Here is a 24,930-nt window from a genome sequence, read left to right as displayed (position 1 = left end):
ATGAGAGGATGATGCAATCACCGCTCACCGCTATCACCTTTAGAATAGCGCAAGCAGCTGACAAAAAAGGCGCGCCATTGGCACGCCTATCCTTGAGTGTTGTTAAGTACGCGTGAGCGTACGTAGCGTGACGAACTCCTCCGCCCCCGTAGGGTGAATGCCCACGGTGCGGTCAAAGTCCTGCTTGGTAAGACCAGCCCTTACCGCGATAGCAATTCCCTGAATGATTTCACCCGCATCATCACCAACCATATGGGCCCCGACGACTACATCGGTGGCATCGTCCACGATCAGCTTCATTAAGGTGCGCTCATGACTACCCGACAGCGTGTGCTTCATGGCCCGAAAATCGGTGCTATACACACGTATATTGGTAAATTTATCCCGTGCGGCCTCTTCGGAAAGCCCTACGGTACTGATATTAGGATGGCAAAAAACGGCGGTAGGAATCGTACTGTAATCCAACGGCTGGGGAACCGTATCGGCAAAATGAATATCGACAAGCTGCATCGCCTCTGCCAGCGCGACCGGCGTTAATTCAGGCCCATCAATCAAGTCGCCTAACGCTAAAACTGAAGGCAGCGCTGTTTCAAACCGCTCGTTTACGGGGATTTTGCCCGCGTCATCCAAGCATAATCCCAACGCTTCAAGTCCTAAGTCACGAATATTGGCTTTCCGCCCAGTGGCTGCAAGCACCACATCGACTTCAAGCACATCGCCGTTGGTAAGATGAACATTGTAGCCGTCCTGGCTGGGTTCAATACGCTCGATGTTAGTGTTGAAGTGGAGGTAGACCCCCTTTCTTTCCATTTCAGCGCAAGTGAACTCGCGAACCTGTTGATCAAAGCCTTTCAAAAACAGCTCGCCCCGGTAGATGAGGTGCGTCTCGCTGCCCAGTCCATTAAAGATGCTCGAAAATTCCACCGCAATGTAACCCCCGCCCAGCACTAAAAAGCGCTTAGGAAACGTATCCAGATCAAAAATCTGATTGGAATCCAGTGCGTGTTCACTGCCGGGAAAGTCGGGCACCCAGGGCCATCCACCGGTAGCGAGAACGATTTTTTGAGCAGTCACCGATGTATCGCCATGCTCGCCGCTTAACGTCACCGTGTGCGCATCGGCCAGGCGTGCTCTGGCGTTGAAGAGTGTCACTCCAGCGCCTTCCAGCATGCGTTGATAGATGCCATTTAGACGCTTGATTTCACTGATTTTGTTGTCACGTAGTGTGGCCCAATCGAAGCTGGCGGGGCCAGGCAACTGCCAGCCAAAACCTGCCGCATCATCAAAGCTGTCATGGAAATGGGCAGCGTAGGAGTAAAGCTTCTTGGGCACACAGCCGACATTGACGCAGGTTCCGCCCAAATAGCGATCTTCGGCAATGGCCACTTTGGCGCCGGTAGCCGCGGCCATTCGCGCCGCGCGTACCCCTCCAGAGCCTGCGCCAATAACCAGAAGGTCATATTCGTATTCAGAAACGTCTGCCATGATTTGCTCCTGGGGAGTTAGAATTCGTATGAATCAATATCGTGTTGCCCATTGGCCAAGTCCAGTGGTTGACCTGACTACCTGGGAAGGTTAAAACCTTCTTCTGCTATTCTGTACTGGCCTACGTCATACACGGCCTAATTTCACCCTGAGTAGGGCCTTGATCATCCGCTTTGACGCCCTTTAACATTTCTGGAGACGCTATGTCTGACCCTATTGCGACGCTACTCGATAATAATCGCGCCTGGGCTGAGCGCATGTGCGAAGAAGACCCCGACTATTTTAAACGCTTGTCGAACCAGCAGAACCCCGATTATTTATGGATTGGCTGCTCCGACAGCCGCGTGCCAGCGAATCAAATTATTGCACTCCCGCCCGGGGAAGTTTTTGTACACCGCAACGTCGCCAACTTGCTTCACCACACCGACATGAACGCCCTCTCGGTGGTTCAGTACGCGGTGGATGTTCTTAAAGTCAGCCATATTATGATCGTCGGTCACTATGGTTGCGGGGGCATCAAGGCTGCCATGATGGGAGGCGAATGTGGCGTAGTGGATTACTGGCTGCACTCGGTGCGCGAACAGTACAACCACCACAGGAATTCGCTGGATCATCTCCCACTTGAAGATCAAATCGATCGCATGTGTGAGCTCAACGTTAAAGCCCAAGTTAATAGTTTATGCCGCACCAAGATTTTGCAGCGCGCTTGGCAGCGTGGACAGCAGATCTCAGTGCATGGCTGGGTCTACGGGTTAAGTGATGGCCGCGTTAAAGATCTTAATTGCACTGTAAGTGGCTTAGAACAGGTAGAAACGCTTTACCGCATTGATCGCGTTCAGCAAGGCGACTAAACGCCCTCCTCCGCGCCCATTTCTCCAGCACTTGCCGCTACGCTAGTCGTAGCGGTAGGTGCGATGACAGCTCTTACAGCTGGCACCTACCTCTGAAAGCGCGCGTGTAGTGTCACGGGGATTCTCTTGTTCGGCCACCTCTATTAAATTGGCGATTTTACCTTCGAGGTCGATAAAACCAGCGCCAAAGTCCTCCCACTCCTCCCAAATTGAGGCTCGCGCCTCGGAACCACTGCCGTGGGTGCCCGCTATAAACGCAGGCAGCAAACGTTGTGCGCTGGCGCGCTCTTGTAGCTCGAGAAGGCGCGGCGTGGCGGCCTCTATATCTTGATTGTTAATCAGATCAAAGCGTAGCTGTCGCACCAGACTCTCAATATCTTTAAGCTCCTCGCGGCGCCAAATAACGGCTTCGCGTTCGCTTGCGAATGGCGTGTCGCTAACGGCTTGGGGCATAGCTGGCGCACTCGCCTCCTCGCCTGCCCAAACCAGCGGCGTGCAAAGCAATAATGCCAAGGCGCTGGCTAGCGCGCCGCGCGGGGAAGCCCACTTCTGGTGATAACGTTGCTGCATAACGGCTTCCTGTCGATGAATCGTTGGTTAAATAGTTAATAATACGATTTTTAACCGATTGGGCAGGTGACGCCAGTACCTTTTAGCCCGCAGTAGCCATTGGGGTTTTTATCCAGATACTGCTGATGGTAGGCCTCCGCGTAATAAAACGTTTCTAGCGGCTTTATCTCGGTGGTGATCGGCCCTCTGCCCGCTTTGTCGAGCGCCTGTTGATAGGCTGCTGCGCTCTGTTCGGCTGCCATTTGCTGCGCTTGGCTGGTGGTAAAAATGGCGGAGCGATACTGCGAGCCAATGTCGTTACCCTGGCGATTTCCCTGGGTCGGGTCGTGCTGTTCCCAGAAAACCTGCAGCAGCGTTTCCAACTCAACTTGCTGTGGGTCATAAATCACCCTCACCACTTCGGTGTGGCCAGTACGCCCAGTGCACGTCTCTTCATAGGTAGGGTTAGGTGTCTCTCCGCCGGCATAACCCGCTGCAGTGACATATACGCCGGGCAACTGCCAAAACAGACGCTCAACGCCCCAGAAGCAGCCCATACCTAGCACGATTTCCTCGTGGCCTTCGGGAAATGGCGTATGTAGCGAATGGCCATTAATGGTATGTACGTCGCTTGTCTCTATGGGCGCATCGCGCCCAGGTAGTACACGGCTAGCACTTGAAAACGTTTTTGAAAACAATGACATTTCGCCCTCACTTATTGCTGTTGTATGATCTCAGGATCACCGGAACGGGTAAAAGTGTAGATTAAATCCACCGCTTGGCTGGTACCCGATACGGCCTGTACATAAAGGTTACGCCACAGCGTGTAGCGTAGTGTTAGTTCGGCAATCGGCGAGAAAATTCCCACGCCGTAACTAATCCTTAAATCGTCGGTGAGCTGGCCACTGACAGCGACTTGGCTGTCGTCGCCGGCCCCAGCGGTATCCAGAGTTAAATCTTCAATACCGAAGGCTTCACCAATGGAGCCCACCGCACCACCGGTGCGCCCTAATGACATACCAATTAAAGCAGTGGTTAGTGCGCTATCAACACCGCCACCTGAGGAATCCGGCGCGCGACCCCGTAATAGATAAGAGAGCGCACGGGATTCATCCATCGCCGGTTCAGAAAAGATCAGGACGTTCGGCGCTTCGGCGCTGCCTGTTACCCGCAAGCCTGCGATGACATCATCTTCGGTAACGTCAGGGTTACGAATGGCCTCGAAGTCGAGTGTAGGTAGATCTGGCGGTCCACTAAACAGCAGCTCACCACGGCGAATAACCAGGTCTTGGCCGAACGCTTGGAAACGGCCATCAACCAAATTAACATCGCCAAACAGCTGCAACGCCCCGCTGCTTTGACGAATTTCCAGTGAGCCTCCCAAGCCAGATTCCAAACCGTAGGCTGAAATTTGCATATCACTGCCCAGCGTTAACGTCACCAGCACATCAATAGCCATGCCGGTAGCAGCAAGCTCGTCCGCGGCGCTGGGGCCATCCTCATTGGCAGCCGCTCGCTGAGCCTCAATTTCCGCCTGGCGATCATCGCGCTCGGTAATAATCACTTCATCGCCACTCGGCGTGACGGCCGATGAGGGCATATCGCCAATTTCAAGCCGTGCCCAGGGCAAATTGACATCCCCTCTCACCTGCAGTCTTTCCGGCGTAACCCGGATACGTATATCAGGGGCTACCTCAAGCCGGCCGAACTGGGGCAATACGACCAAAATAGGCTCTTGGACGGCATTCAGGTCAACACCAATTCGCCAACCATCGCCGCTTGGCCAATAAGCGTCACCGGTGATTTCCATACGCCCGCGCTCAGCGGCCAGATAACCGTCAATATCTCCCTGTTCACCGTCGAAAGAGACCACCAGTTCACCATCTTGAACATCGACAGGTATATCCGGGCCACTTACCCCTATGCCGCGCAGTCCAAGCTGACCCTGTAAGTCCGGCGCAGCGCTCGAACCGCTAATTTGGACACTGCCGCTAAGATCGCCTTCCAATCGTTCCATCCCCACCAGCATGGGCCGATAAGGCTGTAACGATACATTGTTGGCGCGCAGCTCACCGGATAATGCGCCGGCCCCAAGTGGGTCGTTGACCGACAAATCTAAGTTGAGGTCACCCGCCTCGGCAAGCGAGAGAGATACATTGGCATCCGCCTGGGCTTGGTTGGCTTCAATCTGAGCGTCTAAACTGATTTCCGGCAGTTGCACAGGCTGACCATAATCGTTCACGGCGGTAATCGCGAGTTCGCTAAGAATTTGTAGATCTGCCTGCCATTGGGCACCGCCCTGGCCCCAGTTGGCGACGAGATCCGCCGTTGTATCACCCTCTAATTGCCACTCTTCCGGCAAAAAGGGCTCCAGCATTTCCATCGGCACTTCCCGCACCGAAAGCACGGCGTTGCCCTGTTGCGCAGACGCATTGATCTCCTCTTCAGAACAGACCAACCCGCCCTGCTCACGGCGCAGACAGAACGGTGACAGGCGCGCCTGACCATTGGCCAGGTCATAGCGCAGGTCTAGGGGCGCTTCAAGACGAATATCCCCCGCGTCAGAATCGATTTCCAGAGGAGTAACACGAGCTTGATACAGCTGGCCCTGTTGGTCGAAACGGCCAGCTAAAGCAAGCTGCGCACGGCTTAGAACGCTGTTGTTGGCGCCTTGGGCGGTCAGTTCAAGCTGATGTTCAGAGAGGCGTCCGGCAAGATTGGCCTCAATATTAGTAAGTGCCTGCCCCCCGGCATTGACGTTTTGTAGTGCCAGTTGTACGTCGAGGATAGGGTCATCGATACCCTGCACATCGGCATCTAAGGCAAGCCGTTCAATGCGATTTTGGCCAAAACGCACGCCATCACCCTGTAAATTGGCGAGTAATTGCGGCTGATTAAAACTGCCGCTGGCCTCTAGCGTGCCCACGATAGTGCCCGCCAAGTCCGGGGAGAGCGTTTGCAACTGGCGCAGCGCAATATCGGCGTTTAACGACATGGCCTGTTCACTGATTTGTCCAGCCGCCTCTAAACGATTATCCCCTTGGGTAAACAACAACTCCTCAATATCCAGTTCCAGGTTGCTGTTAGCATCAAAAGCCGCTTGCAGGGTTAGTGGGTAGTCGCGCAGCTCACCGTCAATCGCTAAATTGGGTACGCTAATCGCCCACTCGTCCTCTTGCTGACTCAGCGTAAGCTCAATATCACCGTTTAAATTACCCTCTAGCTGATCCACGAAGTGGGCAGGGTTAAACTGATCCAGACGGATAGTCGTATTGACCTGTAGCGGTGCTACCCAGCTGATGTTGCCTGCGCTGCGCAGGGAGCTTTCGTCGACTGCGAGGGTGAGCGGTTGCCAGCTGAACTGTTCTAGATCGCCCTCGCCGGTGACGCTAATTTGCGTGCGCGGCAGGCTCGGGCCCTCAACCGTCATAGCTAACTGAGCACTATAATCGCTTAGGCTGCCGGTTAACTGTAGATCCAGGCCATCGACTATATAAGGCTCGGTGGAAGCTTCGCCTTGGGCTGTCGCGTTTTCAGTGCTGTCATCGACGCTTTCATCTCTACTGATATCTTCGCTGACAGGCAAAGGCCACTGCACTTGGTCACTTTGCAGCTGCAGTTGAAACGGCAGCGTCGGGGCGAGTGCGTCGACTTGACCGCTTAGTGACGCATTGACCGCACCGGATGCATCCAACTGGGCTTCAAGTGCATCCAGTGGGCCAGACAGCGTCAAGATTAAAGATTCACCACTTAACTCTGGGTATATCTCAGGTAAAAACAGTTCGACGGCTAAACGTGCTTCGAGTGGGTAATTTCCGGTTAAGGTGGCGCTCGCGGTTAATTCAGCCTCTACATCCGGGGTAACAACGGAAAGCTCAGTTACTTCGACGTTATCACCTTCGGTTAACAACCCAAGCCGCAGTCGCTCAACGCGGTACTCGGTGGCTCCTTCCAATCGGAAATCGTTGAGCGTGAATTCAGGTATTTGGATATCTACCGGTAGCGTGATATCCGGTAGTTCCAGGCGCTCGCGTTCTTCGAGCTGCTGTTCTGGCGTATCCACCGCCGCCTGGACCTCTTGGGGTGGTTGATTGAGCAAGATGGCGGCATCGATAGCTTCAGCATAAAGCGTTGTTTCAATGCCTTGAGTTAGCAGAACGCCCGACGATGGTGGCAAGTATAGGCGGGGTTGCTCCAGGTGCGTTGGCGAGAGTCGTACCGAGTTTCCTTCAGCAAGGGCCGCCGAACTTAATGAGCGCCACGCCACTTCGGTACCATCGGCAAGCCTAAGGCTAACATCGTCCAGCAGTAGCGAACGAAGTTCGATGGGAAAAGGAAAACGAATAGCCAGCGGGCTCCCTGCTTCTTCGGGAGGTGGCGCTTGCTCACCGGATGAACCTAGCCGGATGTCGGCGCCTACCACACGCAGCGTATCGATGCATAAGCGCCCTGACAGCACACAGTCATCCGCCCACTGCAGTTCGAACTCATCCACGTTTACGCGAGTTTCGCCCAGCTGTAGCTGGAAATCTTCGAGCTGAAAATGGTCGAGCAAGCCACCTTCATGATGTGCATAGGAGAAAAAATCGCGCTGTTCTCCCTGGGAGAGCAGCACGCCGGTGCCCCAGGGTGATAACGCTATCCCCACAATCAGCGCCACAATGCCGAACAGCCAAATAGGCAGTACGATCACGAGTCGCACAAGGCTCCAGAACAGGAGCCAGACGCGATATTTGGGAGACAACATACGGCGTTTATCAGACGTAGCTGGTGCAACCTGCGACAAGTCTTTCTCCTAGAATTCCGGTCCGATGGAAAAGTGCAAACGCCAATCGTCTTCGTGGTCAAAAGGGTGGGCGATGTCAAAGCGAATGGGCCCCACCGGCGAGACCCAGCGCACCCCGGCCCCGGCGCCCGTTTTCAAATCATTAGGCCCCCAGTTATCAAATGCATCGCCGTTATCTATAAAGGTGGCGCCCCACCAATCCCCCGTTACTCGACGCTGATATTCCAGAGTCGAGGTGAGCATTTGCTGCCCACCGCGTAGCCGTCCCTCTTCGTTGCGGGGAGATAAGCTCTCATAGGAGTAACCACGCACGCTGCGGTCACCACCCGCGAAAAAACGCAGCGATGGTGGTATTTTGGCAAAGTCATCGGTTTCAATGGCGCCTAAACTAATACGCGCCAAGAAGCGATTGTCGTTGCCGATCATACGGATCCACTCCGTATCCCCCGTGATGCGGGCGAATGTTGCATCCGAGCCCCAAACGGTATCGGAATACTCTAACGAGAGCTGCTGACGATCACCCCATAATGGAAAGCGCTGAGGGCGTGTCCGCGTACGCGACCACTGGATACCTGGATAGAAGAGCCACACTTGATCCGCTTCACCGCCCTGTTCGAAGTCCTCATAGGTAGTGCGGAAATAGACCGTTTGGACCCAATCGTTATCAAACTCCCATCGCCGGGCCAGCTCGACGGTACCTTCTAGCGACTGGGTATCACTATCGTCGATATTACGGATGCCATATTGAAGCCGATAACTATCGCGAAGTGGATCCTCAAGCGGCACGTTATATACGCCGGTAAATCGCTGCTCCGGAGCGGATAAATAGAGGTCATGATCAAGGCTATGACCATAGCGATTAATCCATGGCTGTTCCCAGCCGAAACGCAGCCTCGGCCCTACATCGGTGGCGTAGCCCACACCCACTTCAAACTGGTGACGATCAGCGGGTTCAACAGTGACGTCGATAGGCAGCTGTTTATCACTGGAGGTATTGAGACCAAGCGCGCTGGCCAAAGCAGCACTGGTGACTCGCGGGCGCTCTGGCTGAGAGGCGGTGGCTTCACTCCACCAAGGATCACCACCACCAGAGGGAGCGATGGTTAATTCTTGAGCTGTTTCAAGGCGCGGGCGCACTGACACCGAGCTAAACCAGCCGGTTTCAGCAAGCGATTGATTATAGTCTGCCAGGGCCTGTGCCAAATAGGGGTCGCCTCGCTCAAAGGGCTGCATGCGACGCAGCCGATCAAGCTCAATATGGCTGCCTATAATGGAGGATTCACCAAATTGGTAGCGGGGGCCACTGTCAAAACCCATATAGAGGCGCGCACTTTGTAGGTACGGACGCACTTCCATGCGCCGATCTGTAAAGCCCCAGTCAAAGTAGCCACGCTCGATAGCCAATCCTGAAAATTGGCTGCTTAATCGATCCCAGGGGGCATGCCGTAACACATCCCCTTCTTCCAGGGGAAAGTCTTCTACGGCCTGTTGGAAAGGCGGGTCTTCACTCGCATCGCCTTCCACATTGATTGACAGAATTTCAATCTCAACCTGAGGGCCGGGCTCGATTTCAAGCCACGCACGTTCATCAGTGGCGCGTTCAAGCGTTATTTCAGGTTCGTAATAGCCATAAACACGCATTGCTTCCTCGGTACGCCGACGAATCTCGCCCTCTAAACGCACCTCGGTGTATTGTGCCGCATCGATGTTCTGTAAATAGGCTTGAATATTGCCTTCGACCTCATCAGAAACACCCTCGATAGTCGCTTCTAATGCCCATGCGCCAGGTGAAACGCACAGCAGCGATAGCACGACTGTAAAGGTGCGCTCTGTGGCTGATGTCCATCGCCGTTGTCTTCCCATACATTTTTATCCAAACCTAAATCAGCGGCTTCATCGCCTAAGCATTTCAACGCATTAGCATGTTAAAAATTAAGCAATCACACTCATACTTCCAATGAGACTCATTAACGCAACATTTCTAACTGAGCACTGAAGGCAAGCTGTGCCTGACGCACTTGACGCACATCGCTTTCCAGCGAATTAAGCCGTTGAGACCACTCCTGCTCCAACGCTTCCAGGGCTGCTTGATCTACTGGTGCCTCTATCTCTGCAACGGATGTTTCCAGCTCATCAAAACGGGCCTCTATCGCGGTTCTTTGCGCCGCCAGCTGCTCTTCCCAAGCGCTACTGATACTGTTGAGCTGGCTATCCAGTCCCTCAATGCGCTGGTCGGTCAATTGCTCCAGATGAGACACTTCCTGAACAAGGTTTTGACGGCCCGACGACCCCGTTTGTTCCAAGGCGTCAAGAGATTCCCGCACCGCCATTAATTGACTATCGCGCAGTTCGGCTTGCTCTCTAAGCTGAGACAACTGCTGCACCAGTGTGTTGATGGAATCACTAGAGACCGTATCCTCGCTAGAAGTGAGAAAACCGTATAACTCTTCCCGGGTAGCGGCCAACGACATTGATAGCTGCTCCTGCTCTTGGAAAAGAGTCGACATCTGAGCTTGTACAAAGGTTATCGTATCTTGTACGCCAGTGTCATCCGAATCCAACCGAGCATGCACATTGGAGACTTCCCCACTCACCCGATGCAACTCATCTAACAGTCGTTCACGTTCGTACCAAAGTCCAGCCGCCGCTGCGCCCATTAGCGCAATAATCAGTAGCAAAGATAGCCATAGTGGCCATAGCGTGGGCCCCTTTCGGTGACGCAAGTGGTGCGCCGTCAAGCTTTGATCCACATCGGGCACTATACGAGAGGATGCGGTGGCGTCTGGCATGACATTTCCTCAAAGAGTCTTCGGGTCGGCACGACGGCCAATACCTCGGTACATTAATCCACAGCTGGCAACAAACTCAGGGTCGTAAATATTGCGTCCATCTAAGACGAGCTTAGCGTTTAGTAGTGCGCCGAGTCGGTGCCAGTCTGGGTTCCAATACGTTTTCCATTCGGTCACCAGCATCAGTACATCGGCTCCCTCACAGGCTTGGTAGGGGTCATGCGTATAGGTGCGCAGGTCGTCACGCTCGCCTACCAAGGCGTGAAGCGCAGGCACTGCCGCCGGGTCGTGGAGTTGAACATGAACACCCTGCGCCCAAAGTGCCTCGAGCAGCGTTAACACTGGCGCGTGGTCAATACGCGCGGTGCCAGGCTTGAACGCCGCGCCCCATATTGCCACTGTTTTACCTGCCAACTCGCCCGCAAAGTGAGCCCAGAGCTTACGGAATAGGGTCTCTTTCTTCTGTTCGTTAATATCCATTACCTGCTCAAGCAGTGCTGAATAGCGGCCGCTTTGCAGCTGAACATCGGCCAGACGCATCAAGTCCCGGGAGAAGTTCGGCCCACCAAACCCACAACCGGGGTAGAGATACTCAAACCCGATGCGTGAGTCGGCGCCCATCCCCTGGCGGACATGCTCAACATCCACCCCCAGGGTATCAGCCAAGCCCGCAATTTCATTCATATAACTGATGCGCGTGGCGAGCATGCCATTAATAGCCAGTTTGGTGAGCTCGGCAGCGCGGCGCGGCATACACTGAAATACCTCGCTGCGGCGGTTAAAGGCGCGTAAGAGCTCCCTGGTCACCTGCTCACCAGTGGCATCGTCGCAGCCTAATAGCCGCCGTGTGGGGCGGGTAAACGAGTCCCACGCCCGTCCCTCTTCCAACGTATCAGGGAGCGCCACGCTGGTGTGCTGCATGCCCATCAGCGCATGCAGGCGCTCGGTCTCGCCAACCGGGAACGTTGAATTATTGATAAGCACGATGCCGTGCTGATCGACCAGCAGCGGGTCTTCAACCAGCGCACTGGCTGAACTACGCTGCGCAGGAGATAACGCCAGCCAGATCACTTCAGGCGTGTGGGCCTCTTTAAGCTGCTCAATGACCTGCAGCGTCCCTTCCGCAAGGCCATGCTCCAGATGCGCCATCAGTTGAGGTTCGCTGCGGAGCCAATCTACTTGGGAAAGTGCTGACCAGGGGGCATCAGCGTGTGGCAACCACTGCACCTGATGCCCCACCCAGGCCAACGCAGCGGCGGCTGTCGCTGCGCTCAATTCGCTACCGTAAAGTAACACCCGCATGGGTTACTCTCCCTGTTGGTAACGTGATAGCAGGGCTTGGAAACCCTCACCAAACTCAGGGTGACGACGCGCATAGGCAAGCGTGGCTTCAAGGTAACCCAGCGGCTGACCACAGTCATAGGTAGTGCCCTGCATACGGTATGCCTGAACGCCCGACTGTTCGCGCAGGGTCTCCAGCGCATCGGTGAGTTGAATTTCACCGCCCGCACCGGGCTGTGTTGCTTCTAAAATAGGGAAAATATGGCCTGGCAGCGCATAACGACCAATCACTGCTAGATTTGAGGGCGCCGCATCACGCTTCGGCTTTTCCACCATACCCACTAGATCTGCCGATTGATTTGGGGCAGGCACGTCACCGGCTGGCGCCACGATGCCATATTTCTCAACTTGCTCCCAGGCTACCTCTTCTACCATCAGCTGCGCCGTTTGCTGCTGATCATACGCCGCCAACATGCCGGCCAAATCGGTCGACTCGTTGGCACTATTATCGACCAGCACATCGGGAAGCAGCACAGCAAAAGGCTCATTGTCACCAATGATCGGGCGAGCGCATAGCACCGCGTGACCCAGCCCTAACGGAACACCCTGACGAATACTGATAATGCTGACATCATCAGGCACTAAGTTGCGTAGCATCGCCAAAAGCTCGTGCTTACCCTTCGCTTCCAGGCTGGCTTCAAGCTCGGCGTGGGTGTCGAAGTGGTTTTCGATAGCGCTTTTGTTGCTACTGGTGACCAGCACTATCTCGCGAATACCCGCGGCAATCGCCTCTTCGACCACATATTGAATGACTGGCCTATCAACAATCGTAATCATCTCCTTGGGAATAGCCTTCGAAGCCGGCAAGCAGCGGGTGCCAAACCCAGCAACAGGAAGTACGGCCTTGCGAATCATAGAGAGGTCCTTTTCATGCGTTCCGACACAGGAGTGGTTAGAATGTCCATAATACTGAAGGCGTGGATGGATGCCACCTCGCCAATGGACGATAACCAGTGATTAAGCGTCAACTTTTCGCTTAATGCTCAATGACAATGGGAGTCAAAACATGCAAGCGACACCACAGGATAGCACTGCTGGTCACTATCAAGGCAACGTCGATGCCGCCGAAGTCGCTAAATTTGAAGCGCTCGCTAGCCGCTGGTGGGATCCGCAGGGTGAATTTAAACCGCTCCACGAGATTAACCCTTTGCGCCTCGATTTTATTGATGCGCGCGCAGGGCTGGCGGGTAAAAAAGTGCTGGATGTGGGGTGTGGCGGCGGCATTTTGAGTGAATCGATGGCCAATCGCGGGGCGAAAGTAACCGGCATTGATCTGGGTGAAGCGCCACTAGCGGTGGCTAGGCTGCACGCGGAAGAACGCGGCGTTGAGGTTGATTATCAGCACATCAGTGTGGAAGCCATGGCGATTCAAAAGCCCGGCTTTTACGATGTAGTGACCTGCATGGAGATGCTTGAGCACGTACCCGATCCCGCCTCTGTCATTCGAGCCTGCAGTGCCTTGGTTCGCCCAGGTGGCTATGTGTTCTTTTCTACGCTGAATCGCACTGCCAAGTCCTACGCATTCGCAATACTAGGCGCCGAGTACGTGCTTAGACTGCTGCCCCGGGGTACGCATAACTATTCGAAATTTATCCGCCCTTCAGAAATGGCCGCTTGGTCACGCGACAGTGGTTTAGAAGTACGTGAACAGACAGGTCTTACCTATAACCCGCTAACCCGACACTACCGTTTAGTTGGCCATGATGTCTCGGTCAACTACATGATGTACTGCCGTAAGGTGAGCGAATAAATGCCGATGCAAGCGCCCCAAGCGATTCTCTTCGATTTAGACGGCACCCTGGTCGATACCGCCCCCGATTTGGCCCGAGCTACCAATGCACTACGTACTCATCACGGGTTAGAGCCGCTTCCCTTTGAAGTGATCCGTCGACAGGTCTCTAATGGTGGTAGCGCGCTAGTTACGCTGGCGCTGGGTTTAGAAGCGAAAGCGGACGGACATATTCAAGCACGGCAGTTTCTGCTGGATGCCTACGAGCAGGCAGTGGCCGTGTATAGCCAGGTTTTTTCGCCGCTCGATGTATGGCTGAAAGAGTGGCATGGTAACCAGCGGCCCTGGGGGATTGTAACCAATAAACCTCGCCGCTATACGCTACCGTTATTAAACGCATTAGCGCTCCAGCCCGGCGCCCTGCTGTGTGCGGATGATCTGAGTGTTAAAAAGCCAGCCCCTGAGCCACTCTGGGAAGCTGCCCGGCGACTAGGCGTTGAACCTGAGCAGTGCTGGTATATCGGCGATCACGCCCGGGATATCGAGGCGGCCGTCGCCGCAGGCATGACCGCCGTGGCCGTTGGCTACGGCTATATCAGCGAAGAGGATGACTATCAGCAGTGGCCTGCTGACTTGTGGTTTGGAGAGTGCCACGCACTGGTCGATGCCCTGAACGAATTTAAACGCTAAGTACCTCGGGCATCGACTGGCAGATAAGGGTTTTAAAAGTAAGCGCTATACCCGTGGTGGCTGGGCATCAAGCTTTTGGCCGTTGGTGCCTTTACTGTCTGGCCCCATAAGCCATAAGTATGTAGGCATGATGTCTTCCGGCGTGCGCAAAGTGAAGGGATCCTCACCGGGAAACGCGGTACGCCGCATTTGAGTGCGCGTAGCCCCAGGATTGAGAGAATTAACGCGTACATTGGTTTGGTTATCCAACTCGTCGGCCAACACCTCGACAAACCCTTCGGTGGCGAACTTAGAGACCGAGTATGCCCCCCAATAGGCGCGGCCTTTACGGCCGACGCTGGAGGAGGTAAAAATGACCGATGCATCGTCAGACGCTTGCAGCAGAGGCAATAGCGCTTGGGTCATCCAGATTGGTCCGTTAATGTTCACCTGCATTACCTGCTGCCAAAGCTCCGGATTATACTGCTCGAAAGGCGTGATACGACCCAACAGCCCGGCGTTATGCAGCAAACCGTCCAAGCGGCCAAACTCTTTATCCAGCGTTTCCGCCATATCATGAAAATCTTTTAACGTGGCGCCTTCAAAATTGAGCGGGAAAATCGCTGGCTGCGGGCCCCCAGCGGCTTCGATTTCATCATAAACGCGCTCTAACTTGGCAATAGTGCGCCCCAATAGAATCACGGTTGCTCCGTGTTGGGCATAGCTCAACGCTGCCGCACGGCCAATCCCGTCCCCTGCGCCGGTTACCAACACGATGCGATTTTCCAATAGGTTGGGCGCTGGTTGATAGTCGATCTTGCAGCTCATGCTGATTCCTTGAAGCAAAAAATTTTAACTTGCTGATTGGCGTAAAAAGTCATTGGCAAGGCCCGCGGCACTGCTTTGCGGGTAGTCATCGCGCACTTGCTCAAGTAGCTCACGGCTGCGCTCTGCTTCGCCTTTACGCGCTTTCACTAAGCCTAGCTTATAGATCGCATCCGGCACTTTACTACTGCCGCTATATTCATCGATCACACGGCTAAACGCTTGGTCAGCGGCATCCAGCTCGCCTTCCGCAGCATATAGCTCGCCCAGCCAGTAGTGACCATTAGCCGTTAGACTAGTATCAGGGTGATCGGTAACGAAGGCCTCAAAGGCCGCGATCGCTTCGTCAAAACGGCGCGCCTGAACATGTCCGAAGGCGGCTTGGTAATCGGCTTGGGCACCCTCACTTACGTTGCGGGTAGAAGGCGCATTGACAACTTCCTCGGCGGCTGCAGGCTCTACCGCTGGGGTTGACTGCTCAATCTGAGTTGGGCCGCTGCTCATCAGTCGATCTTCAATATCGAGATACTGCTGCTGTGATTGGCGACGCAGCTGTTCCAACTGGTGACGAAGCTCTTCAATCTGACCGCGTAGCTGCTGAATTTCCTGCTGGTGCTCCTGTACCTGGTTAAACAGCACAAGATTGCCGCTGGATGCTTCCTGGCGCTGCGTCTGCTGATAGAAGCTGCTGTTGGAAGAGTTGGATAGGTCTTGCACGAGTGGCTGTTGAGCGGCGGCCGTTAAAGGCAATACGGATAGCGGGAGCACTATGGCTCCCGCACCGCACAGCCTCTCAATAAAACGCTTGAGACTGTGATTCATGATGACTCCGGAGACGTAAACGGCGTGCGGTTAGCCGCACGCCGGATTCATCAGTGGTTAAGCATTCAATTGTTAAATGCTTAGTAGTTAAATACGACGCGACGGTTCTGAGCGTAAGCGCTCTCGTCTTGGCCATTGACGGCCGGACGCTCTTCACCATAGCTAACCACGCTCATTTGTGAAGAAGAAACACCCTGAATATTCAGGAAGCGTTCTACTGCACCGGCACGACGCTCACCTAGCGCCATGTTGTATTCACGGGTACCGCGTTCATCGGTATGTCCGTGGAGTACCACTTGAGCATTAGGGTTGGCACGCAAATAGCGCGCGTGTGCCATTACAACGGATTCGTACTCGCTCTTAATTGTATCGCGGTCGTAATCGAAATAGATGGTGCGTACTTCTGGGATGCGTGAATCAGCCTGCTGACCAGCGCCTGAACCAGATGTGGAACCATACTGACTACCCGTGCCTGTACCCGAAGTGCTGGAACCGGTCGTGCTGCCATCCTGGCTACCGTACGAGTCACCGTCTTGGGTTCCGCCGGTGCTGGAACAGCCAGCGATTACCACGATAGATAGCGCTGCTGCTAATGAGCGAGCCAACGGTTTAAGTTGCATAATCAGACTCCTTGCCTGAAAACTAAAAATTTCGATGTTTATCGACTAATTTGATCAATTTAAGAAGGGTGACCAAGCTGGATCACGTACATCACCTTGTGCTGATGGCAACCTAAATGATGAGCGACCATCTGCTGAAACAGCACTAAGCACCCCATTACCACCCTGTTGGGTAGCGAAGATTACCATGGTCCCGTTCGGCGCAACACTAGGAGATTCATCTCTTGTTGATTCACTTAATACCACTAAGCGGTCACCGCTTAGATCCTGCCTTGCCACTTGATAACCATTGCTTGAGCGGTGGATCAAAAATATCTGCTCACCATCCGGCGAGTAGCGACCACGGGCGTTGTAGTTACCGGTAAATGTCAGGCGCTGGGCCTCGCCCCCACCCAATGAATACTGGTAAAGCTGGGGACCACCGCTACGATCGGAGGTAAACAGCAGGCTTTGGCCATCTGGCGCCCATGCTGGCTCAGTATCGATGCTGTTATTGTTGGTGATGCGCTCTGCGGAACGGCTGCCAACATCCATGATGTAAATTTCAGGCTGGCCATCTTTAGACAGTGACATGGCGATACGTCGACCGTCTGGTGACCATGCCGGTGCGCCGTTAATGCCTTCAAACGAGGTCGCTTGCACGCGCTGGCCAGTAGCCACATCCTGAATATAGATTGCCGGGCGCTCAGTCTCAAAGGAGACATAGGCGAGCTTGGTACCATCGGGTGACCACGCTGGTGACATTATAGGCTCATCAGAGGTCAACACCTGCTCGCTGCGTCGGCCATCGGCGTCGGCAACGTACAGACCAAACTGCATATCGTCACCGATACCCTGAGCAGTGACATAGGCAATTTTGGTGGAGAAAGCGCCGCGGATATCGGTAATCTCTTCAAAGATTTGATCGCTGATATAGTGTGCCGCGCCACGCAGGTCATCGCCTCTCACTGTTACAGTTTCACCAATCATTCGACGCTGTCCGCTGATATCCATCAGTTCAAACTGAAGCTCAAAGCCACCGTCAGTTTGTTCTGCCTGGCCGACGACCAGATAGCGCACATCTAGCGAACGCCAGGTGTCAAACTGAACATCATCAGATTGGCTAGGTTGCTCAAACATAGCGCTACGCGCTAAGGGGGCAAAATAGCCACTGCGCTCAAGGTCATCTTGAACAATCTGTGCGACATCTTCGGGTAGACCGTCTGAACCAGCGAACGGCACCACCCCAATTGGCAGCGCTTGATCGCTGCCTCGCGTGATCTCAATGGTTAAGTTAGCACTTGCCGCACTGCTGACTAGCAGCAACAGACAGAACAACCACACTTTGCTCAAGCTATGCATCAGCGAACATCTCCTGGAGTAAATCGCAGATTAAACTGACGTAAATTACGCTGCTGATCGGCTGGTAAATCTCGCAATTCACCAAACGGTGCAGCATGTTCCACGGCCTGCATCACAGACCGGTCAAAAGCACTATCGCCGCTTGATGTCACAATCGACGTTGCCAACAACTCTCCTGAAGGCCCTAGCCGTACCTGTAGGGTAGCACTCATCGCATCACTTGCACCGGGCGGAATCACCCAGGCCTGCTCAACAGCACGACGAACAATGTTAATAAAGCTATTAGCCGCTTGTTCAGCCTGTTGGGCATTGGCAGCCGCTTCGGCCTCACCGGCGAGTTGGCGTTGCATAGCCGCCTCTGCAGCTTCCGCAGCTTCACGTTGGCGCTCAGCTTCTGCTTCACGGCGCTGCTGCTCTTCCGCTTCGCGTTGTCGCTGTGCTTCAGCCTCCTGCTCCCGCTGCGCCTCCTCTTGCTCGCGAAGACGCTGTTCTTCGGCTTCACGCTGGCTTTCTGCTTCAGCTTCTTCGCGCTGCAGTTGTTCTGCCGCTTCACGCTGACGTTCGGCTTCTTCCGCCTCACGGCGCTGCTGCTCTTCCGCTTCGCGTTGGCGTTCTGCTTCCGCCTCTTCGCGTTGCTGTTGCTCTGCGGCTTCCTGCTGGCGTTGCGCCTCTTCCACTTCACGCTGGCGCTGTGCGGCAGCTTCCGCTTCGGCTTCACGTTCAGCCGCTTCGGCCGCCTGCTGTTCAGCCTGCTCAGCCGCTTCTTCAGCTCTGCGCTGGGCCTCATTCTCCGCGGCCGCACGTGCTTCTTCTAACGCTTGCGCCTCTGCTTCCGCCGCCTGCTGGGCCGCATCATCTGCGGCTTGCTGTTCGGCAGCGGCCTGCTCTTCACTGGCTGAAGGCTCTTCCGGTGCTTCAGGCTCGGTAGGGGCTTCGGCGGGCGCATTCATCGCCGCCTGCTCTTCTGTTGACTGCTGTGCCTGATTGGTAAACGTTTCGGTACTTACCAACGTCGCCTGCACAATTGAGGAGCTGTCAGGCTCTGCGTCGCGACTAGGTAGACTGATCAAACTAAACGCTACAATCGCGACGTGCACGCCTACCGCCAGAACAGTCGGCCACTTGTAGCCGACATCTTGAGGATCGCGCGGGGTTTTCAGTGCCATGTGCTGCGCCTTGCCCTTACCCATCTTGTGGCGGCTCAGAAAGCAGCCCCACGTTAGCCACACCAGCGCCTTGCAGGGTACTCATCAAGACGACAATCTGTCCGTAGGCCACATTTTGGTCACCGCGCACCATCACGGGTGTACCTGGCCGACGCTCTAGAATCGTTGTCACTCTTGAGGACATCTCATCCAGCGTGACCGACGTGGAGTCTTCCCCCAGCGTGATGAAGTACCCACCGTCGCGATTAACCGAGATAATGATGGGATCATTATCTTCCTGGGTCTCAATGGGCTGAGAGGTGACTTGCGGCAACTCAACTTGTACGCCCTGGGTCAACATGGGCGCGGTGATCATGAAAACCACCAGCAGTACCAGCATGATGTCAATGAAAGGGACAACGTTAATCTCCGCCATCGGCTTGCTTTTACCGCTACGATTGAATGGTCCTTGCATGGCTCTCTCCCTTAGCTGGCGCTCGTTTTGCCGTCACGCCCTTGCAAATTGCGATGCAGGATAGCGTGAAACTCTTCAGCAAAGTCTTCGTATTTACCCAGCAGGCGAGAAGACGTGTTGGACAGTCGGTTATAGAAAATCACCGCTGGGATCGCCGCAAATAGACCCATGGCTGTCGCAATTAGCGCTTCGGCAATCCAGGGAGCCACCGTGGCTAGGGTTGCTTGTTGCGTCAGAGATAGCGCCTGAAAAGACCCCATGATTCCCCATACAGTGCCAAACAGGCCGATATAGGGGCTAACAGAGGCAACGGTGGCCAGGAATACTAAATGTTGAGTTAAGCGATCCTCTTCCCGTGACCACGCGACCCGCATGCTACGCTGCACGCCTTCTAGCACGGTATCCGGGTCACGGGTTTTAGGCATCAAGCGGTTAAATTCGCGGAAACCGGATTGAAAAATATGTTCGGCGCCGTGGCGCGGGTCGTCCGCTGGGATCTCACGGTAGAGCTCGTTTAAGTCGACACCTGACCAAAAAGCCTCCTCAAATTGGTTGTACTCTTTCTTGGCGCGGCCCAACGCAATGCTGCGCTGAAAAATTACTACCCACGAGAGGATCGACCCCACCAGCAGTAGCAGCATTACCAGTTGCACTACCGTACTGGCACTCATTATCAAATGGGGAATGGACATGGTGTTATCGTTCACAGGTGCCCTCATCAATCTATTAGGGTCGGGATTGCCGACGCAGTGAGTGACCTCTTGGTTAAGAGGCCCGGGTCAAAACTTTAAGCGACGCTGGCCATGCTTTTGGCCGTAGACGCTCGGTGCTCAAGCAGGCTATCTCGACTGTGGCAGAGCAAAGGAGTTCCTCTCCACGCCAAACCTGCTGTTCAAATGTCATTCGACAGCGCCCAACGTCGGAAATGTGAGCACTAATTTGCAACGCATCGTCTAGGCAAGCCGGTTTCGCGTAGTGACAGGCCAAGCGGTATACCACTAGCTGTGTACCTTCGTCTAGCAGCGTTTGCTGATTCAGGCCCAACTGTCGGAGCCATTCGCTGCGCGCACGCTCCATAAACTTCAAGTAGTTAACGTAGTAGACAATGCCGCCTGCGTCAGTATCTTCCATATAAACGCGCAGCGGCAGGCGATAACTATCGTTCGCAGGCACGCTCACTTGCTTACTCACGGACGGCGCTCTCCTTCCATATCGGTTGCCTGTTCGTGAGGCACGCGCTCAAAGTGCAGCCATGCCTGGCGGGTGACCACCCGGCCTCGGGGGGTCCGCATCATTAAGCCCTGCTGAATAAGATAGGGCTCAATAACGTCTTCGATCGTGTCACGCTCTTCACTGATCGCAGCGGCGAGTGAATCAATGCCCACCGGCCCACCGTCAAATTTATCGATCATGGCTAGCAGTAGTCGTCGATCCATATGATCCAAACCGTGATGATCCACATTGAGCATGTTGAGTGCCGCATCAGCCATGGCGACATCGACTACGCCGTTGCCTTTCATTTCGGCGTAATCTCTCACCCGGCGCAGCAATCGGTTGGCAATTCGCGGCGTACCACGTGAACGTCTGGCTACTTCAATGGCGCCATCGTGGCTGGTTTCAACGCCTAACAAGCGCGCCGAGCGCGAGACAATTTCTGTTAGCTCTTCGAGGTTATAAAACTCAAGCCGCTGCACGATACCAAACCGGTCACGCAGCGGGGAAGTCAGTAACCCTGCCCGGGTAGTGGCACCCACCAGGGTGAAGCGGGGAAGATCCAGTTTAATCGAACGCGCCGCAGGCCCTTCGCCAATCATGATGTCGAGCTGAAAATCTTCCATGGCTGGGTAGAGCACTTCCTCAACCACCGGCGAAAGGCGATGAATTTCGTCGATAAAGAGTACATCGCCAGGCTCTAAATTAGTCAGCATGGCGGCTAAATCGCCTGCCCGCTCAAGTACCGGGCCGGAAGTCGATTTCATACCGACCCCCATCTCGGTGGCAATAATATGCGCAAGGGTCGTTTTACCCAACCCTGGGGGGCCAAATACTAGGGTGTGATCCAGGCTCTCTTCGCGCTGCCGGGCGGCGCCGATAAAGATTTCCAGCTGTTCACGCACACGCGGCTGGCCAATATAGTCATCCAGCCGCTTAGGGCGAATCGCGTAATCAATACGCCCCTCCCCCTGTTCAGGCTCAGCGGCGATCAGCCGATCGTGTTCTAACATAGGTGCTCTTCTTTATGGCGATTCAGAAAGGTCTATTAACAAAGGCCTATTAACAAAGGCCTATTAACAAAGGACTATCCGCTACCCGCAATTTCGTATTTATTCCGCTCTGCTTAGCCACTCATGCGCTGGGTGAGAGCGGCTTTAATCAGCGCTTCGGTGGACTGATTGGGGTCGATATCGGCGAGCATTTTCGACGCCTCAGTCAGTTTATACCCCAAGCTAACTAATGCGGCTTCCGCATCGGCGAGGCTATCACGGGCAGCGGCGCGGCCATTAGTGGCCTCAAGGGGCAGCAGCGTGTTGCTGCCGTCTTCCCACTCGGGGAAACGGTCGCGCATTTCAATAATCAGCCGCTCAGCGGTTTTCTTACCCACCCCTGGCAGTGCTGTCAGCGCTTTGCTGTCGTCATCACGGACGCAGCGCATAAAGGCGTCTTCGTCCATACCCGACAGGATGGCTAGTGCAAGCTTGGGCCCTACGCCATTGACCTTAATTAATGCGCGAAAGAGAGCACGTTCGTGCTCACGGCCGAACCCATAGAGTAAGTGGGCGTCATCACGAATGGTTAAATGAGTGAATAATGAAACGCTCTCGTTGATCGCCGGAAGTGCAACCAGCGTATTCATTGAGGTTTCCAGTTCGTAACCTACGCCGTGAACGTCGATCACAATCCAGGGAGGTTGCTTTGCCACTAGCTGACCACTCAGACGTCCAATCATAAATTCGCTCGCACCGGAATGAAAAAATAGAGTAAAAAACAGATGATTACTATAAAGCGACTCTGTACAGGTGACCAGTAGTTCAGCCACCGGTACAGCGGGAATTAAAGCCGCCAGCGTCCGGTGGAGCGACGCCGGCCCCTAGATGGCGCAGCGGGCAACCCTTGGGTGTTAATGACAGAGCCGTTATAAGCATGGGTTAGCGCAATGGCTAACGCATCGGCGGCATCAGCTTGAGGGGTAGCAGAGAGCTGCAGAATAGCAGTCACCATATGCTGCACCTGCTCTTTATCCGCGCCGCCCTGGCCGGTCACCGCCTGCTTAATCTGCCGCGCGGCATACTCTGCAAGGCTCAAGCCATGATTGGCCATACACACCATTGCCGCCCCCCGAGCCTGGCCCAGCTTTAGCGCTGAATCGGGGTTTTTGGCCATAAATACCCGCTCAATGGCCACTTGGGAAGGTCGATGCAGGCCCACGACTTCGCTAAGGCCGGCGTAAATTTGCGCCAAGCGCTGCTCTAAGGCCCCTTCCGCCGTACGAATACAGCCACTCGCTACGTAGCTGGGCTTAACGCCAATAATATCGATCACCCCGTAACCGGTTACCCGTGAGCCAGGGTCTATGCCCAAAATGCGAATGGGTACGACGGGCTTTTGCTCTTCCATGGCGTCGTTACTCGTGTGACTAGAACATACAAAAACACCGACGCCGTGGCGTCGGTGTTGAACGGCCAACCGAACCGATTTATTCGGCGGTGGGTTCCGCTTTGACTTTCTGGCGTAGACGGATGTTCAAATCTTTCAACTGCTCGGGGCTGACTTCGCCCGGTGCGTTGGTCATCAAACAGGCAGCGCTTTGGGTTTTCGGGAAGGCGATGACTTCACGAATAGTCTTGGCACCGACCATCAGCATGACCAAGCGATCCAAGCCAAAAGCTAAGCCACCATGAGGCGGCGCGCCGTACTGAAGCGCATCCAGCAGAAAGCCGAATTTCTCTTGGGCTTCTTCTTCACCAATACCAAGGATCTCAAACACCGTGCTTTGCATGGCTTGGTCGTGGATACGGATCGAACCACCGCCTAACTCGGTGCCGTTGAGCACCATATCGTAAGCGCGTGAAAGCGCCTTGGCAGGATCGGCCTTGAGCTTTTCCGGCGTGCAGGAAGGCGCAGTGAAGGGGTGGTGCAGCGGGCTTAAGCGACCATTGTCGTCGGCTTCAAACATCGGGAAGTCGACGACCCAAAGTGGTGCCCACTCTTGAGTATAGAGCTCCAGATCAGCACCCAGCTTGACGCGCAGCGCGCCAATGGCTTCGTTAACGATCCGGGCTTTATCGGCACCAAAGAAGATAATGTCACCATCTTCAGCGCCCACACGATCGAGCAGCTCTTCAACGATATTTTCCATAAACTTGACGATCGGAGACTGCAGACCTTCAAGCCCTTTGGCGCGCTCGTTGACTTTAATCCACGCCAGGCCTTTGGCACCGTAGATGCCGACAAACTTGGTGTACTCATCGATCTCTTTGCGCGACAGCTTAGCACCACCGGGCACTTTCAGCGCCGCAACACGGCCATCATCTGCGCTGGCAGGACCAGAGAAGACTTTGAAATCGACTTGCTTCATAAGGTCGTCGACATCGGTCAGTTCCAACGGAATGCGTAGATCCGGTTTGTCAGAGCCAAAACGATCCATCGCTTCCTGCCAGGTCATGCGCGGAAATTCAGGTAGTTCGGCTTTTAATACGTCCTTGAACAGCTGACGAATCATGGTTTCAGTAATGCCCATGATGTCATTCTCTTCCACGAAAGACGCCTCGATATCAATCTGGGTGAACTCAGGCTGACGGTCGGCGCGTAGGTCTTCATCGCGGAAGCACTTGGCAATTTGGTAGTAGCGGTCAAAGCCCGCCACCATCAACAGCTGCTTAAACAGCTGCGGGGACTGGGGCAGCGCAAAGAAACTGCCCGCGTGGGTACGGCTAGGCACCAGATAATCACGAGCACCTTCTGGCGTCGCGCGGGTGAGCACCGGCGTTTCGATATCCAGGAAGCCCTGGTTTTCGAGGTAAGCGCGCACGTTATGAGAAATACGCGAGCGTAGGCGCAGCTTCTCGATCATATCCGGGCGACGCAGATCGATATAGCGGTGCTTTAAGCGCACCTCTTCACCAACTCTACCATGCTCATCCAGCTGGAATGGCGGGGTAACGGCGGTATTGAGCACTTCAACGTCTTTTGCCAACACCTCAATCATACCCGTCGGCATGTTGGCGTTTTGGGTGCCTTCTGGGCGCAGCCGAACACGACCAGTGATACGCAGGACAAATTCACTACGGGCACGGTCGGCATTAGCGAACGCCTCGGCGGTATCAGGGTCGACCACGAACTGAGCGATGCCGTCGCGATCGCGCATATCGAGGAAAATTACCCCACCGTGGTCACGGCGGCGATGAACCCACCCGCATACCGTAACCGTTTGATCCACCAAAGTTTCGTTTAGCTGGCCGCAATAATGGCTGCGCATGTCAAATCCTGTTCTGTTACGTGGCAA

23 protein-coding genes are annotated in these 24,930 nt (G+C 54.7%); 3 read left to right on the top strand and 20 right to left on the bottom strand.

What is annotated here, in order from left to right; genetic code table 11:
- Window positions 1-102: 102 nt before the first annotated feature.
- The gene (gorA, locus tag QHL1GM_RS03455) at window positions 103-1,485 is read right to left on the bottom strand and encodes a glutathione-disulfide reductase (RefSeq protein ID WP_071693228.1); all 1,383 of its coding nucleotides are present in this window, start codon (window positions 1,483-1,485) and stop codon (window positions 103-105) included.
- 203 nt (window positions 1,486-1,688) lie between these two features.
- Here gorA and can point away from each other — a divergent pair, with 203 nt between their 5' ends.
- Window positions 1,689-2,336 carry a carbonate dehydratase gene (gene can, locus QHL1GM_RS03450; RefSeq protein WP_071693227.1) on the top strand — a complete coding sequence of 216 codons (648 nt, stop codon included), beginning with the start codon at window positions 1,689-1,691 and terminating at the stop codon, window positions 2,334-2,336.
- Between the two features lie 42 nt (window positions 2,337-2,378).
- On the opposite strand, the gene QHL1GM_RS03445 is transcribed toward can, so the two are convergent.
- The 7 genes from QHL1GM_RS03445 to galU all read right to left on the bottom strand — a co-directional run bounded on the left by QHL1GM_RS03445 (window position 2,379) and on the right by galU (window position 12,656).
- Window positions 2,379-2,906, bottom strand: a complete 528-nt coding sequence (locus QHL1GM_RS03445) for a cytochrome c (protein WP_071693226.1) — start codon at window positions 2,904-2,906, stop codon at window positions 2,379-2,381.
- A gap of 50 nt (window positions 2,907-2,956) precedes the next feature.
- Window positions 2,957-3,589, bottom strand: coding sequence for a peptide-methionine (S)-S-oxide reductase MsrA (msrA, locus tag QHL1GM_RS03440; RefSeq protein ID WP_071693225.1), 633 nt, complete (start codon window positions 3,587-3,589; stop codon window positions 2,957-2,959).
- A gap of 11 nt (window positions 3,590-3,600) precedes the next feature.
- Entirely contained in the window at window positions 3,601-7,632 is a 4,032-nt protein-coding gene (locus QHL1GM_RS03435) for a translocation/assembly module TamB domain-containing protein (RefSeq protein WP_071695898.1), read from the bottom strand.
- Window positions 7,633-7,680: 48 nt separating this feature from the next.
- Complete coding sequence (locus QHL1GM_RS03430) at window positions 7,681-9,534, bottom strand: autotransporter assembly complex family protein (RefSeq protein WP_071693224.1); 1,854 nt, start codon at window positions 9,532-9,534, stop codon at window positions 7,681-7,683.
- A 104-nt stretch (window positions 9,535-9,638) separates the two neighbouring features.
- On the bottom strand, window positions 9,639-10,460 hold the full coding sequence (locus tag QHL1GM_RS03425) for a hypothetical protein (RefSeq protein WP_071693223.1): 822 nt from the start codon (window positions 10,458-10,460) through the stop codon (window positions 9,639-9,641).
- Window positions 10,461-10,469: 9 nt separating this feature from the next.
- Entirely contained in the window at window positions 10,470-11,762 is a 1,293-nt protein-coding gene (locus tag QHL1GM_RS03420) for a nucleotide sugar dehydrogenase (protein ID WP_071693222.1), read from the bottom strand.
- Window positions 11,763-11,765: 3 nt separating this feature from the next.
- Complete coding sequence (gene galU / locus QHL1GM_RS03415) at window positions 11,766-12,656, bottom strand: UTP--glucose-1-phosphate uridylyltransferase GalU (RefSeq protein ID WP_071693221.1); 891 nt, start codon at window positions 12,654-12,656, stop codon at window positions 11,766-11,768.
- Between the two features lie 151 nt (window positions 12,657-12,807).
- Between galU and ubiG the strand changes: the two genes are divergently transcribed.
- Both ubiG and QHL1GM_RS03405 read left to right on the top strand, forming a co-directional pair.
- Entirely contained in the window at window positions 12,808-13,551 is a 744-nt protein-coding gene (gene ubiG, locus QHL1GM_RS03410) for a bifunctional 2-polyprenyl-6-hydroxyphenol methylase/3-demethylubiquinol 3-O-methyltransferase UbiG (protein ID WP_071693220.1), read from the top strand.
- Window positions 13,552-14,220, top strand: a complete 669-nt coding sequence (locus tag QHL1GM_RS03405) for an HAD-IA family hydrolase (RefSeq protein ID WP_071693219.1) — start codon at window positions 13,552-13,554, stop codon at window positions 14,218-14,220.
- A 45-nt stretch (window positions 14,221-14,265) separates the two neighbouring features.
- Here QHL1GM_RS03405 and QHL1GM_RS03400 read toward each other — a convergent pair whose 3' ends face one another.
- From QHL1GM_RS03400 to aspS, 12 genes are all read right to left on the bottom strand, one after another.
- A complete protein-coding gene (locus tag QHL1GM_RS03400; protein WP_071693218.1) occupies window positions 14,266-15,027 on the bottom strand; it encodes a YciK family oxidoreductase in 762 nt (253 codons plus the stop codon).
- Between the two features lie 24 nt (window positions 15,028-15,051).
- Entirely contained in the window at window positions 15,052-15,846 is a 795-nt protein-coding gene (ybgF, locus tag QHL1GM_RS03395) for a tol-pal system protein YbgF (RefSeq protein WP_071693217.1), read from the bottom strand.
- A gap of 80 nt (window positions 15,847-15,926) precedes the next feature.
- Complete coding sequence (gene pal / locus QHL1GM_RS03390) at window positions 15,927-16,466, bottom strand: peptidoglycan-associated lipoprotein Pal (RefSeq protein ID WP_035579258.1); 540 nt, start codon at window positions 16,464-16,466, stop codon at window positions 15,927-15,929.
- A gap of 54 nt (window positions 16,467-16,520) precedes the next feature.
- Window positions 16,521-17,807, bottom strand: a complete 1,287-nt coding sequence (tolB, locus tag QHL1GM_RS03385) for a Tol-Pal system beta propeller repeat protein TolB (RefSeq protein ID WP_071693216.1) — start codon at window positions 17,805-17,807, stop codon at window positions 16,521-16,523.
- Window positions 17,807-18,973: a cell envelope integrity protein TolA gene (gene tolA, locus QHL1GM_RS03380; RefSeq protein ID WP_071693215.1), complete on the bottom strand. Its 1,167-nt coding sequence runs from the start codon at window positions 18,971-18,973 to the stop codon at window positions 17,807-17,809. The genes tolB and tolA overlap by 1 nt, the downstream gene beginning before the upstream one ends.
- A 16-nt stretch (window positions 18,974-18,989) precedes the next feature.
- On the bottom strand, window positions 18,990-19,427 hold the full coding sequence (gene tolR / locus QHL1GM_RS03375; protein ID WP_071693214.1) for a protein TolR: 438 nt from the start codon (window positions 19,425-19,427) through the stop codon (window positions 18,990-18,992).
- Between the two features lie 11 nt (window positions 19,428-19,438).
- A complete protein-coding gene (tolQ, locus tag QHL1GM_RS03370; protein ID WP_071693213.1) occupies window positions 19,439-20,134 on the bottom strand; it encodes a protein TolQ in 696 nt (231 codons plus the stop codon).
- Between the two features lie 58 nt (window positions 20,135-20,192).
- Entirely contained in the window at window positions 20,193-20,618 is a 426-nt protein-coding gene (gene ybgC, locus QHL1GM_RS03365; RefSeq protein ID WP_302847850.1) for a tol-pal system-associated acyl-CoA thioesterase, read from the bottom strand.
- A complete protein-coding gene (ruvB, locus tag QHL1GM_RS03360) occupies window positions 20,615-21,652 on the bottom strand; it encodes a Holliday junction branch migration DNA helicase RuvB (protein ID WP_071693212.1) in 1,038 nt (345 codons plus the stop codon). Before ruvB ends, ybgC begins: the two co-directional genes overlap by 4 nt.
- Before the next feature lie 113 nt (window positions 21,653-21,765).
- Window positions 21,766-22,374, bottom strand: a complete 609-nt coding sequence (gene ruvA / locus QHL1GM_RS03355; protein WP_071695896.1) for a Holliday junction branch migration protein RuvA — start codon at window positions 22,372-22,374, stop codon at window positions 21,766-21,768.
- 104 nt (window positions 22,375-22,478) lie between these two features.
- Window positions 22,479-23,042 (bottom strand): crossover junction endodeoxyribonuclease RuvC, encoded by a 564-nt coding sequence (ruvC, locus tag QHL1GM_RS03350; protein ID WP_175540344.1) that lies wholly within the window; start codon window positions 23,040-23,042, stop codon window positions 22,479-22,481.
- A gap of 79 nt (window positions 23,043-23,121) precedes the next feature.
- Window positions 23,122-24,903 (bottom strand): aspartate--tRNA ligase, encoded by a 1,782-nt coding sequence (gene aspS, locus QHL1GM_RS03345; RefSeq protein WP_071693210.1) that lies wholly within the window; start codon window positions 24,901-24,903, stop codon window positions 23,122-23,124.
- Window positions 24,904-24,930: the final 27 nt, after the last annotated feature.

Source organism: Halomonas sp. QHL1 (assembly GCF_001882345.1).
Classification (GTDB): domain Bacteria; phylum Pseudomonadota; class Gammaproteobacteria; order Pseudomonadales; family Halomonadaceae; genus Vreelandella.
This window is presented reverse-complemented; position numbering and strand designations above follow the sequence as displayed.

What these genes read in the sequence shown, in the direction of transcription:
- QHL1GM_RS03420 (WP_071693222.1), bottom strand. Translation starts at nt 11,762, where the DNA reads ATGCGGGTGTTACTTTACGGTAGCGAATTGAGCGCAGCGACAGCCGCC.
- pal (WP_035579258.1), bottom strand. Translation starts at nt 16,466, where the DNA reads ATGCAACTTAAACCGTTGGCTCGCTCATTAGCAGCAGCGCTATCTATC.
- msrA (WP_071693225.1), bottom strand. Translation starts at nt 3,589, where the DNA reads ATGTCATTGTTTTCAAAAACGTTTTCAAGTGCTAGCCGTGTACTACCT.
- ruvC (WP_175540344.1), bottom strand. Translation starts at nt 23,042, where the DNA reads ATGGAAGAGCAAAAGCCCGTCGTACCCATTCGCATTTTGGGCATAGAC.
- can (WP_071693227.1), top strand. Translation starts at nt 1,689, where the DNA reads ATGTCTGACCCTATTGCGACGCTACTCGATAATAATCGCGCCTGGGCT.
- QHL1GM_RS03430 (WP_071693224.1), bottom strand. Translation starts at nt 9,534, where the DNA reads ATGGGAAGACAACGGCGATGGACATCAGCCACAGAGCGCACCTTTACA.
- aspS (WP_071693210.1), bottom strand. Translation starts at nt 24,903, where the DNA reads ATGCGCAGCCATTATTGCGGCCAGCTAAACGAAACTTTGGTGGATCAA.
- QHL1GM_RS03445 (WP_071693226.1), bottom strand. Translation starts at nt 2,906, where the DNA reads ATGCAGCAACGTTATCACCAGAAGTGGGCTTCCCCGCGCGGCGCGCTA.
- QHL1GM_RS03400 (WP_071693218.1), bottom strand. Translation starts at nt 15,027, where the DNA reads ATGAGCTGCAAGATCGACTATCAACCAGCGCCCAACCTATTGGAAAAT.
- ruvA (WP_071695896.1), bottom strand. Translation starts at nt 22,374, where the DNA reads ATGATTGGACGTCTGAGTGGTCAGCTAGTGGCAAAGCAACCTCCCTGG.
- ubiG (WP_071693220.1), top strand. Translation starts at nt 12,808, where the DNA reads ATGCAAGCGACACCACAGGATAGCACTGCTGGTCACTATCAAGGCAAC.
- galU (WP_071693221.1), bottom strand. Translation starts at nt 12,656, where the DNA reads ATGATTCGCAAGGCCGTACTTCCTGTTGCTGGGTTTGGCACCCGCTGC.
- gorA (WP_071693228.1), bottom strand. Translation starts at nt 1,485, where the DNA reads ATGGCAGACGTTTCTGAATACGAATATGACCTTCTGGTTATTGGCGCA.
- tolB (WP_071693216.1), bottom strand. Translation starts at nt 17,807, where the DNA reads ATGCATAGCTTGAGCAAAGTGTGGTTGTTCTGTCTGTTGCTGCTAGTC.
- QHL1GM_RS03435 (WP_071695898.1), bottom strand. Translation starts at nt 7,632, where the DNA reads ATGTTGTCTCCCAAATATCGCGTCTGGCTCCTGTTCTGGAGCCTTGTG.
- tolR (WP_071693214.1), bottom strand. Translation starts at nt 19,427, where the DNA reads ATGCAAGGACCATTCAATCGTAGCGGTAAAAGCAAGCCGATGGCGGAG.
- QHL1GM_RS03425 (WP_071693223.1), bottom strand. Translation starts at nt 10,460, where the DNA reads ATGCCAGACGCCACCGCATCCTCTCGTATAGTGCCCGATGTGGATCAA.
- ybgF (WP_071693217.1), bottom strand. Translation starts at nt 15,846, where the DNA reads ATGAATCACAGTCTCAAGCGTTTTATTGAGAGGCTGTGCGGTGCGGGA.
- ruvB (WP_071693212.1), bottom strand. Translation starts at nt 21,652, where the DNA reads ATGTTAGAACACGATCGGCTGATCGCCGCTGAGCCTGAACAGGGGGAG.
- QHL1GM_RS03405 (WP_071693219.1), top strand. Translation starts at nt 13,552, where the DNA reads ATGCCGATGCAAGCGCCCCAAGCGATTCTCTTCGATTTAGACGGCACC.
- tolA (WP_071693215.1), bottom strand. Translation starts at nt 18,973, where the DNA reads ATGGCACTGAAAACCCCGCGCGATCCTCAAGATGTCGGCTACAAGTGG.